Consider the following 13,697-nt stretch of genomic DNA (forward strand, 5'->3'; position numbering starts at 1 on the left):
ATATCCCGCTGCGCCGGAGGCGCGCATCGATCAGCGCATTGAGCGCAGATGAGCGCAAATGAGCACCTGCGCTGTATTCACACGGCGCGGGATTCGCTCAAGCGACTGATTAAATGGGCCGTGGAACTCCCCGATTGTTGACACTGTCGGCATGGCAAATGAATACTCGGATGAGCTATTCTCGACGCCTCACCCAGGACACCATGGCCTCCAATACTCACAATGACACGCTGCAGCGCAGCATCGCCCTCGGCATGCTGGCCCTCGCCTGCACCGCCTGTGCCACCACAGGCACGACGCCTGCCGCTGCCGATCTCGCAGGCAGGCAGCTCGAAAGACTGGACCGCGGCGTGGTCGCAATCCATACGCAGGGCGGCAACTTCGTCAGCTGGCGCGCGCTGGCCGGGGAAGACGCGGCCACCAGCTTCAACGTCTACCGCGACGGCAAGCGCCTCAACCCGCAGCCGCTCGCCGCCACCAACTTCGTCGACAACGGCGCCACTGCGGGCGCGGCCTACAGCGTGCGGGCCGTGCGCGGCAATCTCGAGAGCAGCGCGGACGCGAGACCGGTGAATGCCTGGCCCCAGGCTTACCTGAGCATCCCCCTGCGCAAGCCGGCGGATGGCGTCACCCCGGACGGCGTCGCCTACGGCTATGTGGTGAACGACGGCTCGGCCGCCGACCTCGATGGCGACGGCCGCTACGAGCTGCTGGTCAAGTGGCAGCCGACCAATGCGAAGGACAATTCGCACAGCGGCCATACGGGCTCGACCTACGTCGACGCCTATCGTCTCGACGGCAGCTTCATGTGGCGCATCGACCTGGGCAGGAACATCCGCGCCGGCGCCCACTACACCACCTTCCTCGCCTACGACTTCGACGGCGACGGGCGCGCGGAAGTCATGATGAAGACGGCCGACGGCAGTGTCGACGGCACCGGCAGGGTCATCGGCGACGCCAAGGCCGATTACCGTAACAACAGGGGCTTCATCCTCGAAGGTCCGGAATTCCTGACCGTGTTCGACGGCCGCAGCGGCGCCGCGCTCGCCACCACCGGCTACCTGCCGGCACGCGGCGGCAATGGTGCAGCCTGGGGCGACGAAAACGGCAACCGGGTCGACCGCTTCCTCGGCGGCGTGGCCTACCTCGACGGCAAGCGTCCAAGCGCCGTGTTCGCGCGCGGCTACTACACGCGCGCCGTGCTGGCGGCCTGGGACTGGCGCGACGGCAAGTTGACGCAGCGCTGGGTATTCGACAGCGACACGCCCGGCAACGGCGCTGCAGCCGGCCAGGGCGCGCATTGGATGGCGGTGGCCGACACCGACGGCGATGGCCGCGACGACATCGTCTACGGTGCCGCCACCATCACCAGCGACGGTAAGCTGATGTACTCGTCCAACCTGTGCCACGGCGACGCCCTCCACGTGGGCAAGCACGACCCGAGCCTGCCCGGCCTGCAGGTCTTCATGGTGCACGAGTCGCCCAAGTGCTACCAGGGCAACGGCGGCGCCATGCGCGACGCCGCCACCGGCAAGGTCCTGTGGGGCATCCCGAGCACCATCGATGTCGGCCGCGGCATCTGCATGGACATCGACGCCGCCCATCCGGGCAACGAGTGCTGGGCTTCCATCGGCGGCATCACCAACCCGGCCGGTGGCCTCTACAACGCGAAGGGCGTCCAGATTTCCACGGTCCGCCCACGCTCCCTCAACTTCGGCCTGTGGTGGGACGGCGACCTGCTGCGCGAATCGCTCGACGGCACCAAGATCGAGAAATGGAACCCGCAGACGCAACGCCTCGACACCCTGCTCGATGCCGCCCCGCTGCACGCGGCCTCGAACAACAGCACCAAGGCCAACCCGGTGTTGTCGGCCGACCTGTTCGGCGACTGGCGCGAGGAAGTCGTCTGGCGCAGCAACACCGACGACGCCCTGCTGGTGTTCAGCACCACCGTGCCCACCACGCACCGCCTGCCGACACTGATGCATGACACGCAATACCGGGTGCAGGTGGCGGCCCAGAACGCCGCCTACAACCAGCCGCCCCACCCCAGCTTCTTCCTCGGCGAAGGCATGACACCGCCGCAGGCTAACGCAAGCACCCAACCTCGATAAGCGCATCCGACATGACCACTCGTATCTCCCTGACCGCCATCGCCTCGGCCTCCCTGTTCACCCTCGGTGTCATCGGTGCCGCCAATGCCGCCGAGCGCCTGACCGTCACCGTCAGCCATACGCTCGACATCGCCCGTCCGGCCGAGACCATCGCCATCCCCTGGGCCAAGGTCAACGAAGCCCTGCCGCAGGCGCTGAACCAGCAGCTGGTGGTCAAGGATGCCGCCGGCCGCGTCCTGCCCTACCAGGTGACGAATATCGCCCCGACCGGCAAGGATCCGAAGATGACCGGCGCCGCCTATGGCGAGCTGCTGTTCCAGGTGGGGTTCAAGCCGGGCGAGAAGCGCACGGTCGTCACCATCGAGAAAGCCGGCGCCACCGTGCCGCCCTTTCCGGCCAAGACCTATGCGCGCTACGTGCAGGAACGCCTCGACGACTTCGCCTGGGAGAACGACAAGCTGGCGCACCGCACCTACGGCCCGGCCCTCGGCGCCCCTGCACCCGCAGGCAGCGACAAGGAAGTACTGGTCACCAGCGGCCTGGACATCTGGTTCAAGCGCGTTCCCTACCCGGTCGTCGACCGCTGGTACAACAAGGGCCACGACCACTACCACGTGGACCAGGGCGAAGGCATCGACATGTACAACGTCGGCCCGACCCGCGGCGCGGGCGGCACCGGCATCTGGGACGGCCAAAAGCTGTATGTCGGCACCAATTACAAGAGCTGGAAGATCCTGGCCAACGGCCCGGTGCGCACCGTGTTCGAGCTGCACTACGACGGCTGGGATGCAGCCGGCACCAAGGTCTCGGAAGTCAAGCGCTTCACCGTCGACGCCGGCCGCTACTTCGACCGCATCGACAGCACCTTCACGTTCTCCGGTCCGGCCAGCTTGAACGCCGCCGTGGGCCTGAACAAGCGCCCCAGCGACAAGGGCCAGGAAGTGAAGGTCGACTTCAGCGAGAACAAGAGCGACGGCAGCCTGGTGCAATGGGTCACGCAGCGCAGCTTCGGCGACTTCGGCGTGGCCGTGATCGTGCCGACCGCTGCAAGCTTCGCCGCCGACGAACGCAATGGCCTGGTGATCGCACCGGTGGCCTCCGGCCAGCCGCTCAGCTACCACGTGGGCGCGGCCTGGACCCGCGGCAGCCCCTTCAGTACCCAGCGCGAGTGGCAGCGTCACGTGGCCGAGGAGGCGGCACGCCTGCGTGCGCCGGTTGCAATCAGCCTGTCGAAAGGGAACTGACCGATGGCCCCGCTGTCCCGCCGGAGCTTCTTCAAGACTGGTGCGCTGGCGGCGGCGCTGCCGCTCGGCATCGGTGCCACTAAGGCCGCCGGCGTGGCCGCCGCTCCCGCCGCTCCCGCTTCCCCGACGATTGCCGACCTGTCCTGGCTCGAAGGCGCTCCCTCCCTGCTGACCGGCACTACTTTCGGCGTGCCCTGGCCGCGGGGCGCGCTGCGCAAGGACCAGGCCTTTTCCCTCTCCGGCCCCAACGGCGAGCTGGCGTGCCAGAGCTGGCCGATCGCCTACTGGCCGGACGGCTCGCTCAAGTGGACCGCCCACGCCCTGCCGGCACAGGGTGCAATGCCGGGACGCCTGCAGCTCAAGCCCGGTAAAGCGCGTGCCCCCGCCCAGGCACTGGCGATCAAGGAAAGCCCGGACGCCATCGTCGTGAATACCGGCGTCATCGAGTGCGTCGTCCCGCGCCAGGGCGGCGAGATCATTCGCAGCATGCGGCGTGGAAGCCAGGATATAGCGCGCGCCGGCAAGCTGGTCGCGCTGAGCGACGACCAGCCGGACGGCTCTCAGGGCACAACGCGCCAGACGGCCTATGAAAGCCAGCTCGCCAAGGTCACGGTCGAGCAGCGCGGCCCGGTGCGCAGCGTGGTCAAGCTCGAAGGCATGCACCGCGCGCTCGGCGCCAACCGCGCCTGGCTGCCCTTTACGGTGCGCCTGTATTTCTACGCCGGCGCCGAATCGGTGCGCATCATGCACACCTTTGTCTTCGACGGCGACGAGCAGAAGGATTTCGTGCGCGGGATCGGCCTGCGCTTCGAGGTGCCGATGCTTGATGAGCCGCACAACCGCCACGTGCGCTTCGGCGGAGAGTCGGGCGGCCTGTGGGCCGAAGGCGTGCGCAACCTCACCGGCCTGCGCCGCGACCCCGGCGAAGCGGTGCGCAAGGCCCAGCTGGCCGGCCTAGCGACGCCCGAGATCGCCGAGCGCGTGCGCAAGAACCTGCACTACGTTCCGGCCTGGGGCGACTACAGCCTGTCGCAGCTGTCCGCCGACAGCTTCCGCATCCGCAAGCGCACCAAGGCCGGCCATGGCTGGATCGACGCGGCCTGGGGCCGGCGCGCGCCGGGCCTGGGCTACATCGGCGGCGCCAGGGGCGGCGTGGCCTTCGGCCTGCGCGACTTCTGGCAGCGCCACCCGACCCAGCTCGACATCCGCAACGCGCACACGGATGCGGCCCAGGTCACGCTCTGGATGTGGTCGCCCGACGCGCCTGCCATGGACCTGCGCTTCTACCACGACGGCATGGGCATGGACAGCCACGCCGAAGAGTTGCAGGCACTGGACATCACCTACGAGGATTACGAAAAAGGCTTCGGCACCCCGGTCGGCGTCGCGCGCAGCAGCGAGTTGACCCTGTGGGCACTGGACGCGACCCCGGCGCGCGAGCGCCTGGTGCAGATGGCGGCGCTGGTTCAGACGCCGCCGCAGCTGGTGGCGGCGCCCGCCCACATCCTCGCCACCCGCGTGTTCGGCAACATGTGGTCGCTGCCCGACCGCTCCACGCCGGCCAAGGCCGCTATCGAGGACCGCCTCAGCGCTCACTTCGACTTCTACCGCGACGAGGCCGAACAGCGCCGCTGGTACGGCTTCTGGGACCACGGCGACTTCCGCCACACCTACGATACCGACCGCCACGAGTGGCGCTACGACGTCGGCGGCTATGCCTGGGCCAACTCGGAGCTCTCGCCCGATCTGTGGCTGTGGTACTCCTTCCTGCGCACCGGCCGCGCCGACATCTTCCGCATCGGCGAAGCCATGGTGCGCCACACCAGCGACGTCGACACCTACCACCTGGGCCGTTTCGCGGGCCTCGGCACGCGCCACAACGTCCAGCACTGGGGCTGCAGCGCCAAGCAGGTGCGCATCAGCACCGCGGTCTACCGCCGCATGTACTACTTCCTGACCGCCGACGAACGCACCGGCGACGTGATGCGCGAAACCCTCGACGCCGACCAGCGCCTGGAGGCGGTCGACCCGGTCCGTAAACTCCCCAACCAGCCGCCCAAGGGCCGCTTCCCGGTGCGCGCCAGCTTCGGTACCGACTGGGCATCATTGGCGGCCAACTGGCTGACCGAATGGGAGCGCACCGGCAGCGCCAGGTACCGCGACTACATCCTCACCGGCATGCGCGACATCGCCGCCATGCCGCGCGGCTTCTTCAGCGCCGAACGCATGGGCTACGAACTGGAAACCAAGCGCCTGCACAACATGACCGGCGGCGACGTCAAGGCCTCGCACCTGAACGCGGTATTCGGCGCCGTCGAGATCTTCGACGAGCTGATCAATCTCACCGGCGACAAGGCGTTCGAGAAGGCCTGGCTCGAGTACTGCGAACTGTACAACGCACCTGCCGAAGAACAGCGCCGCAGGCTGGGCAAGACGCATGGCGGCACCGACGCCATCTACCAGGGCAATTCGCGTATGACCGCCTACGCGGCCTGGAAGCGCAAGGACCCGGAACTGGCGCGGCGCGCCTGGAAGGAGTTCGGCGGCGGGAACCGGCCTTATCCACCCTTTGCGCCCAAACGCATCGCCGGCCCCGCCGTGCTCAATCCGGTAAACGAAGTGCCATGGGTGACCACCAACGAAACCGCCCAGTGGGGCCTGGCCGCGATCCAGAACCTGGCCCTGATCGGCGACGCCCTGCCGGCGTCATAACAGGACGAACATGAAACTGACTATCCTTGGCGCCGCCATCGGCGCGCTCCTGCTGGCAGGCTGCGCTTCCCACCCCCAGGCAGAGCAGGCCAGGCGCTTCGCCTTCGGCAGCGCCGCGGCCCCGGCCGGCTACACCCAGGTCGCCGCCAGCACCACCTACGACGCCAGCCGCGGCTACGGCTTCGAGCCGGGCGCCGCGCAAGGCAGCTACTTTTCCGTGGACCTCCCGGAGGGGAACTACCGCGTGACCGTGACCCTGGGCGATGACACCCGGCCGTCTACCACGACCGTCAAGTCCGAACTGCGCCGGCTGGCGCTGGAAAACGTGCAGACCGCGCCCGGCCAGATAGTGGAGCGCAGCTTCATCGTCAACGTTCGCACGCCGCAGATTCCGGCAGTGAACGGCGTCGCCGCCGGCGAAGTGAAACTCAACGTCCCGCGCGAGACGGTGTCCGAAGCCTGGGCCTGGGACAAGCGCCTGACCCTGGAATTCAACGGCGCCCGCCCGGCGGTGCGTACCGTGGAAATCACGCCGGTACAGGTGCCGACCCTGTTCCTGCTCGGCGACTCCACCGTCAGCGACCAGCCGGGCGAGCCCTACAACAGCTGGGGCCAGATGCTGCCGCGCTTCCTCAAGCCATCGGTCGCCGTCGCCAACTACGCGCAGTCGGGCGAGACCTACCGCGATTCGCTCTCAAAAAGGCGCATCGACAAGATCCTGACCCAGATGAAACCGGGCGATACGCTGCTGATGCAGTACGGGCACAACGACCAGAAACAGATCGCTTCCGGCAAGGGCGGCCCCTTCACCACCTACAAGGCCGAGATCAAAACCCACGTCGAGATGGTGCGCGCGCGCGGCGGCCTGCCGGTGATCGTCTCGTCCATGGAGCGCCGCCGCTTCGACCCGGCAGGTCGAATCCAGCTCACCCTGACCGACTACGCGGAAGCGGCGCGCCAGTCGGCCGGGGAACTGGGCGTGCCCTTCATCGACCTGCATGCGATGAGCCAGACCCTGTACGCGGCGCTTGGCGTCGAGGGCTCGAAGGCGGCTTTCGCCCTGCCCGCCCCGGACCGCCTGGACAACACCCACCACAACAACTACGGCAGCTACGTGCTGGCCAAGGCCATCGTGCTCGGCATGCGCCAGGCAAAGCTGCCGGTCGCACAGCATGTGGTGGACGATTTCTCCTTCGATCCGGCGCGGCCCGATCCGGTCGCCTCGTTTGCCGTGCCGCCGAGCCCGGGCCACAAGGCCGAGCGCCCGGCAGGCGACGAGGGCAACCGCGACGTGCGGGTCTCGAGCGCCGGGGGCGCGCAATGAAGCGGCGCGCCGCCCTGGGGGCGCTCGCAGGTATGACGCTGCTGGCCGGCTGCGCTCCTTTGGTCCGCAGCGGGGAAAAGCAGGCCTACCTGTTCGCCTACTTCATCGGCAACGGCGCCGACGGACTGCACCTGGCTGCCAGCAACGACGGCTACCAGTGGGACGCGCTTGGCGGCGGCGCCAGCTTCCTCACCCCGACCGTGGGCACGAAGCTGATGCGCGACCCGAGCCTGGTACGCGGGCCGGACGGCCTGTACCACATGGTCTGGACCAGCGGCTGGAACGACCGCGGCATCGGGCATGCCTCCTCGCCCGACCTGTTGAACTGGTCTCCCCAGCGCGAGATTCCGGTGATGGGGCACGAGCCGACCGCGCTGAACGCCTGGGCGCCCGAGCTCTTTTACGATGCCAGACAGGGCCACTACCTGATCCTGTGGTCGTCCACCATCCCGGGCCACTTCCCGGAGACCGAGGGCAAGAGCGAGGACAAGTACAACCACCGCATCTATGCCACCACGACGCGGGACTTCGTCAGCTTCACGCCGACCCGCCTGTACTACGATCCGGGTTTTTCGGTGATCGACGCAACGCTGGCGCACGCCTTCGGCAAGGACTGGCTGCTGGTGAAGGACGAGACCCGTTATCCGCCGATGAAGCACCTGCGGGTGGCGCAGGCGTCTAGCTTCGAGGGTCCGTTCGGGGCACTGGGTGCGCCGATCACGCCGTCCGGGCTGTGGAGCGAAGGGCCGAGTGTGCTGCAGGTCGGGGATGAGGTGATCGTGTACTACGACGCCTATACGGCTGGCCACTACGGCGCGCTGCGCACGCGCGACATGGTGAACTGGGAAGACGTGACGGGCAAGCTGCGTTTCCCGGGTGCCGGCACGAAGCAGCGGGTGCGGCACGGGACGGCGTTTGCGGTGCCGGTGAACCTCGTCGATAAGATCAAGACCGCGAGGCCATAGAACCCGTAGGACGGTCGGCGGAGCCGACCGCCCTACAAGACCGCCGGATTACTGACGCGCGCCCTGGAACATCAAGCCGCTGTCGTTCAAGCCGAACTTGTACTTCTTGTTCATCTCGATGATCTCGGCGCCGGCCAGCAGCGTCGGGCCATAACCGTGCGCCGCCTTCACGCTGGTCGGGCGATACGCGTAAAACGCCGGGTCGAAGGCCATGCCGGTACCCACGCAGATACCGTCGATCTGGCCGTTCGCCGTCACCTTGCTTGCCACCGCATTCCAGGCCAGGTTCGCCATCGGGCCGTACATCTGCGCATCGACGTAGCCGCGGTTGACCGCCCGCGCGATCGCGTAGGTATAGATCGCGGTAGCCGAGGTCTCCTGATAGGTGTCGTTGCGGTCGATCAGCTGGTGCCAGAAGCCGTCCTTGGTCTGGTAGCCGGCCAGGCCCTTGATGTGGGCGCGCAGCTGGTCCAGCACGGCCTTGTAGCCCTTGTGGTCCTTCGGCAGCACTTCCAGTACCTCGACCATGGCCATCACCGCCCAGCCGTTGGCGCGCGCCCAGCGCAGCTCCGGATGGTCGCGCATGCCCTCGACGTAGCCGTGCATGTAGATGCCCAGCTTCGGGTTGAACATGCGCTTCGAGAACTGCAGCACCTGGTTGACCGCGTCGTCGTAGTGCTTGCGCTCGCCCGTGACCTTGCCGAGGTAGGCCATGGTCGGCACGCCCATGAACATGTCGTCCAGCCACAGCGTGTCCGGCAGCGGACGCATCTTGCGGCCGCCCTTGCCGTCCGGGCCGCCGCGGGCCAGCGTGCCGTCCTTCAGGCGGTACTCGTGCTTGGTGACGAAGTCGCCGCAGATGCCGACCATCTGGCTGTAATCGACCTTCGAGCCGCCCACCTTCGCCTTCAGGAAGCTGTGGCACAGGGCGCCGGCGTCGTCGAGCGCGTGCGGATTCAGGAAGCTCTTGATCGGCGCCAGCGAGTTGGCACGGTCCGCCTGCACGACCGGCAGGTAGGTCCTGGTCAGCTGCGACAGCAGCGCATGGCGCGTCAAGGTATAGTCGGTATAGCGCTGGTCGCCGGTGGCCTGGCCGGCAGCCAGCATGCCGAGGTAGGTAACGCCCCATTCGTAGCTGGTCAGGCGGAAGTCGCCCGGCTTCAGTACCGCGTCCGGTTCGGCCTTGCTCAGGTCGGTGATCCGCGAATTGTCGCCCTTGTGGATCAGTTCGGCCGGCGTGGTGCGGTCCAGGTAGGCGAACACCCGGTCGAGGACGGCCTTGACCTCGTTGGCTTCCATCGGCTTGTAGCGGGTCGGGTATTTCACGTCAAGGGCGTGCAGCATGGCGTCGGCCGCTGCCGGACCTTTTTCCTGGGCCGCAGGCGCTTCCTGCGCAATTGTGCTCATGGCCGGGAACAGGCTCGCAACGAGCAGGCCGATCAAGGCACGGCGCGGGATAGGGGAATTCATCTTGGGTGTCTCCTTTTATTTCAACTGGTGAATCGTCAGGTTATCGATCGTGTGGCGCGACCAGGTGGTGCGAAATCCTGTGTAGCCCTGCGTGAAGGGGTGGGGGTCGCGATAGGAAAACACTTCGCGGCCGTCGAGCAGCATGCGGGTGCAGCCGCGGTAGACGGCGATCTCCACCCGGTAGTCGCGGTTGGGCTCGAGCATCCACTCGGGGCCCAGGCGTTCCGCCACCATCACGCGCTCGCCGCCGCCGTAGCGGCGCAGGCGGGTGGTCTTGTTGTAATTGCCGCCGACGCCGGCATAGTACATGTCCAGGTCGTCGTAGTCCTCGAACTTGCCCGAGCGGGTGAACAGGTGCTTCCGCGCCGGGTCCCGGGCCATCCAGAAGTGGTTCAGGTCCGACAGCCGGTCGTTCGGCCCGCCGTCCACGACCACCCGGCGCGTGTAGGCGATCAGGATATCTCCGGACAGCGGCTTGTCGAGCCAGACGGTGGCGCCGGAGTCGACATCGATGACCAGGCGGCCGTCGCGGTTGCCGATGAAGTTGACCGGCTTGCGCGCATATTCGCTGACGTAGCCCTTCAGCGGACCGTCAAAATTGTCCTCGTAGAGCAAGGCGCCCTTTTCGCCCCAATGCCCGCAGGCCGCCTGTGCGCTGCCCGCTGCGAGCAGCATGCTTGCCAACAGCGCCTTCATCACTGGATGCCCGCTGCCTTCTCGGAAAAGCAAGGACGCAGCGGATTGCCCGGCATTGCCTTCAGGCCCGCCACCACCCGCTGCGCATTGAATTCGGCGCCGGCGGCATTGGTATGGGTACGCGCGTCGGAAAAGAAGGTGTCGACCCGTTCCGCGCCGATCTTGTGGTAGCCATCGGTCACCAGCATGGTCAGGTCCATGAAGTGGGCACCGCCCGCCTGCGCCACCTGCCTGCCCCATTCGGCGAAGTTGGCGAAGTCGCGCTCCTGCTGCCACTTGTCGCGGTGCGGGATCGGCGAGGCAATGACCACCGTCACGCCCTTCGCCTTCGCATCCGCCACGTAGCGCGACATGTACCAGCCGTAGCTGTGCACCTGCTCCTTGCTGCCGCTAGGGGTGGTGTCCTCGACGGTTTCCGGCCCGACGCCGGGTGCCGATGCACGGTTCTTGTTGGCCGGGTCGCCGATGCGGCCGCCGTCGTTGTGGCCGAACTGGATGATGACCATGTCGCCCCCCTTCATCTGGCCGAGCACGCGCTCCCAACGGCCTTCGGTGAAGAAGGTGCGGCTGCTGCGGCCGCCGATGGCGGCATTGACCACATTGATTCTCCGGCTATCGAAGTACTGCGCGATGCGCTCGCCCCAGCCGATGGCGCCGTTCTGGCCGCCGCTCTTGACGGTCGAGTCGCCCACCAGGAACAGGGTCGGCAGCTTCGGGTCCAGTGGAGATTCTTCACGTACCGTGCGCGCATCGACCACCGGGCGCACGTCCTCGACCGGTTTCAAGAAGGATGCCAGGCGCGGGTCGCCCAGGGTTTTCAGGCCGCTGACGACCAGCTGCGCATTGAGCATGGCGCCGGCCCAGTTGGTATGGACGCGCTCGTCCGGCACGGTCATGGGAAACATCTTCATCACGGCCTCGCGGCCCATTTCGTCATAGCGGCGCGCCGCCATCTCGTTCAGGTCGATGAAGCCCACCTTTTCCAGGCGCGCCACTTCCGCAGCCCAGCCGGCGTAGTCGCCCTTGCCGCGGCGGATCTTGCCGGCATCCGGTCCTTCCTCGTTCCAGAGCTTGCGCGGGATGGGCGAAACGACCACCGGCGTCGCGCCCTTGGCGCGGATCTCGGCGATGAACTTGCGCAGGTACCAGCCGTAGCTGTACACGGTCTCGCGCTTCCCGGTCAGCATGTTGTCGATGTCCTGGGATTCGTTGCCGATGCCCTTGATGGTGCCGCGTGCCCGCTTGTCGTCGTTGATCGGGGAGGCGTCGTTATGACCGAACTGCATCAGGACGATGTCGCCCGGCTTCACCAAGGCCAGGGTACGCTCCCAGTGGCCGGAGGTGACGTAGGTACGGCTGGACAGGCCGCCGACCGCGCGGTTGACGACGTTCACCTTGGCCGGGTCGAAGTAGGCTGCCAGCGGATTACCCCATCCCCACTGTCCTTCCGCGCCCTTGCCCTGGCCGTCGTCATGGCCGTTGCGCACGGTCGAGTCGCCGATCAGGATGATCGACGGCAGTGCAGGATTGGCGGGCTCGGGCAGCTTCACCTGGGCGCGCGCCGGATCGGTATCGACGGCTGCCGGCGGGATTTGGGCCTGCGCCACGCCGCAAGCCAGCAACAGCATCGCGCCGGCACGGATCAAGGTGCTCAGGAAGGACATTGACGGGGTCTCCATGTGTTTTGGCTTTGCCTTGATTCTATGCGCCACTGCCAAACCCGGCAGTCATGACGCAGAAAGAATCAATAAAATGATTAGATCTGAGCAACACCTGCTGGGAGAATGAGCGGACAACACCACAATTCGGAGACACCATCATGCAATTCCGCTTCGCCCCCACCATCTTCTGCCTCGCCGCAGCCCTTACGCTGAGCTTCGACGCCTCCGCCCAGATCGGCAAACGCTTTCCGTCCGAGCGCAAGGTGGTCAAGGATCCGGTCACCGGCACCATGCTGACTTTCCTGACCAGCAAGCCGCACGGCGACTCCAAGATCTACCCGACCCACCCGCAATGGACCGCCGACGGCAAATGGCTGGTGTTCCGCTCGCGCCTGGCCGGTAACGAAGCCGTGGCGGTGAACGAAGCGACCGGGGATCTCGTGCAGGTGACCGAAGGCGGTTACACCGGCATGCTCAACCTCGCGCAGAAGTCGATGAAGCTGTACTACATGCGCAAGGCGGACACGGGACTGCAGATCGTCGAAACCGACCTGGCGCGGGTCTTTGCCGACAGCGCCGCGGGCCGCATGCAAGCGGCGGCCAGCTACCAGCGCGTGGCCGCCAACCTGCCCGCCGAGCTGGAAGCCGGCGGCGACCTGGCACTCGACGCGGACGAAGAGTGGGTCTACTTCAAGGTCGGTCCGGGCCAGGCAGCCAGGCACCTGGCGCCCGGCACCAAGATCGAACCGGCCTTCGGCCCCCGCAAGATGGGTGCCGGCCCGCAGGGCATCGCACGCCTGAACGTGCGCACCGGCGAAGTGAAGCATGTGGTGTCGGTGCCCTTCCAGGTGGGCCACATCCAGGCCAACCTGTGGAACCCGGGCGAGATCGTGTTCTGCTGGGAGACCGGCGGCAAGTCGCCGCAGCGCACCTGGACCGTCAAGGCGGACGGCAGCGGCCTGCGCCCGCTTTACCCGGAAGCGCCGTACGAATGGGTGACGCACGAGGCGGTGATCTCGAAGGATGAAGTGGCGATGGCCATCATGGGTCACCGCGCCATCCCCGGCGCTGCCAAAGCCGTGGACGCACCGGCCACCGACGTCGGCGGCGCCAACCCGGGCCAGGACGACGGCTGGGGACAGACCGGTACCCGCGAGAAGCCGACCGGCCTGGCGATCGTCAACCTGCGCACCCGCCAGATGCAGATCGTCGGACAGACCGATTCCGGCAGCGGCCTGTGGCACGTGCACGGCTCCAGCGACGGCCGCTTCGCCGTGGGCGACGACTTCAGCCGCAGCGTCTACCTGATCGACCGCCGCAACCGCGAAATGATGCTGCTGACCACCGGCCACAAGACCACCGCCGCCGACCACCCACACCCGACCTTCAACGCCGACGGCACCAAGATCCAGATCCAGTCGGCCATGCTGTCGGAAGACGGCCGCTCGATGAACATCGTCGTGGTGCCGGTGCCGGAAGCCTGGCTGAAGCGCGGCGCCAAGCAGTAAAGC

The 13,697-nt window shown here is 67.1% G+C and carries 9 protein-coding genes; 6 read left to right on the plus strand and 3 right to left on the minus strand.

The genetic code is table 11. The annotated features are described in order from the left end of the window. The first annotated feature begins 170 nt into the window (after positions 1–170). Genes MA09_RS20000 through MA09_RS20020 form a run of 5 tightly spaced genes read left to right on the plus strand, consistent with a single transcriptional unit; the run spans position 171 to position 8,359 of the window. Positions 171–2,114, plus strand: coding sequence for a rhamnogalacturonan lyase (locus tag MA09_RS20000; protein WP_229440790.1), 1,944 nt, complete (start codon positions 171–173; stop codon positions 2,112–2,114). Between the two features lie 11 nt (positions 2,115–2,125). After that, positions 2,126–3,358: a DUF4861 family protein gene (locus MA09_RS20005; protein WP_036252355.1), complete on the plus strand. Its 1,233-nt coding sequence runs from the start codon at positions 2,126–2,128 to the stop codon at positions 3,356–3,358. A 3-nt stretch (positions 3,359–3,361) separates the two neighbouring features. Next, entirely contained in the window at positions 3,362–6,070 is a 2,709-nt protein-coding gene (locus MA09_RS20010; protein WP_036252356.1) for a hypothetical protein, read from the plus strand. A gap of 10 nt (positions 6,071–6,080) precedes the next feature. Continuing rightward, the gene (locus tag MA09_RS20015) at positions 6,081–7,394 is read left to right on the plus strand and encodes a GDSL-type esterase/lipase family protein (protein ID WP_036252358.1); all 1,314 of its coding nucleotides are present in this window, start codon (positions 6,081–6,083) and stop codon (positions 7,392–7,394) included. Beyond that, the gene (locus tag MA09_RS20020) at positions 7,391–8,359 is read left to right on the plus strand and encodes a glycoside hydrolase family 43 protein (protein ID WP_036252360.1); all 969 of its coding nucleotides are present in this window, start codon (positions 7,391–7,393) and stop codon (positions 8,357–8,359) included. The genes MA09_RS20015 and MA09_RS20020 overlap by 4 nt, the downstream gene beginning before the upstream one ends. Positions 8,360–8,407: 48 nt before the next feature. Here MA09_RS20020 and MA09_RS20025 read toward each other — a convergent pair whose 3' ends face one another. Genes MA09_RS20025 through MA09_RS20035 form a run of 3 tightly spaced genes read right to left on the minus strand, consistent with a single transcriptional unit; the run spans position 8,408 to position 12,189 of the window. Then, a complete protein-coding gene (locus MA09_RS20025; protein ID WP_036252362.1) occupies positions 8,408–9,829 on the minus strand; it encodes a glycoside hydrolase family 105 protein in 1,422 nt (473 codons plus the stop codon). 15 nt (positions 9,830–9,844) lie between these two features. Then, positions 9,845–10,525 carry a DUF6250 domain-containing protein gene (locus tag MA09_RS20030; protein WP_036252364.1) on the minus strand — a complete coding sequence of 227 codons (681 nt, stop codon included), beginning with the start codon at positions 10,523–10,525 and terminating at the stop codon, positions 9,845–9,847. Continuing rightward, positions 10,525–12,189: a rhamnogalacturonan acetylesterase gene (locus MA09_RS20035; RefSeq protein WP_036252366.1), complete on the minus strand. Its 1,665-nt coding sequence runs from the start codon at positions 12,187–12,189 to the stop codon at positions 10,525–10,527. The genes MA09_RS20030 and MA09_RS20035 overlap by 1 nt, the downstream gene beginning before the upstream one ends. A 155-nt stretch (positions 12,190–12,344) precedes the next feature. Here MA09_RS20035 and MA09_RS20040 point away from each other — a divergent pair, with 155 nt between their 5' ends. After that, complete coding sequence (locus MA09_RS20040; RefSeq protein WP_036252368.1) at positions 12,345–13,694, plus strand: hypothetical protein; 1,350 nt, start codon at positions 12,345–12,347, stop codon at positions 13,692–13,694. The last annotated feature ends 3 nt before the right edge of the window (positions 13,695–13,697 follow it).

The sequence above is a fragment of the Massilia sp. BSC265 genome, assembly GCF_000740675.1.
Taxonomy (GTDB): domain Bacteria; phylum Pseudomonadota; class Gammaproteobacteria; order Burkholderiales; family Burkholderiaceae_D; genus Telluria.

Excerpts from the sequence above, each read along its gene's own strand:
- MA09_RS20005 (WP_036252355.1), top strand. The coding sequence starts at position 2,126 with ATGACCACTCGTATCTCCCTGACCGCCATCGCCTCGGCCTCCCTGTTC.
- MA09_RS20020 (WP_036252360.1), top strand. The coding sequence starts at position 7,391 with ATGAAGCGGCGCGCCGCCCTGGGGGCGCTCGCAGGTATGACGCTGCTG.
- MA09_RS20035 (WP_036252366.1), bottom strand. The coding sequence starts at position 12,189 with ATGTCCTTCCTGAGCACCTTGATCCGTGCCGGCGCGATGCTGTTGCTG.
- MA09_RS20000 (WP_229440790.1), top strand. The coding sequence starts at position 171 with ATGAGCTATTCTCGACGCCTCACCCAGGACACCATGGCCTCCAATACT.
- MA09_RS20030 (WP_036252364.1), bottom strand. The coding sequence starts at position 10,525 with ATGAAGGCGCTGTTGGCAAGCATGCTGCTCGCAGCGGGCAGCGCACAG.
- MA09_RS20040 (WP_036252368.1), top strand. The coding sequence starts at position 12,345 with ATGCAATTCCGCTTCGCCCCCACCATCTTCTGCCTCGCCGCAGCCCTT.
- MA09_RS20010 (WP_036252356.1), top strand. The coding sequence starts at position 3,362 with ATGGCCCCGCTGTCCCGCCGGAGCTTCTTCAAGACTGGTGCGCTGGCG.
- MA09_RS20025 (WP_036252362.1), bottom strand. The coding sequence starts at position 9,829 with ATGAATTCCCCTATCCCGCGCCGTGCCTTGATCGGCCTGCTCGTTGCG.
- MA09_RS20015 (WP_036252358.1), top strand. The coding sequence starts at position 6,081 with ATGAAACTGACTATCCTTGGCGCCGCCATCGGCGCGCTCCTGCTGGCA.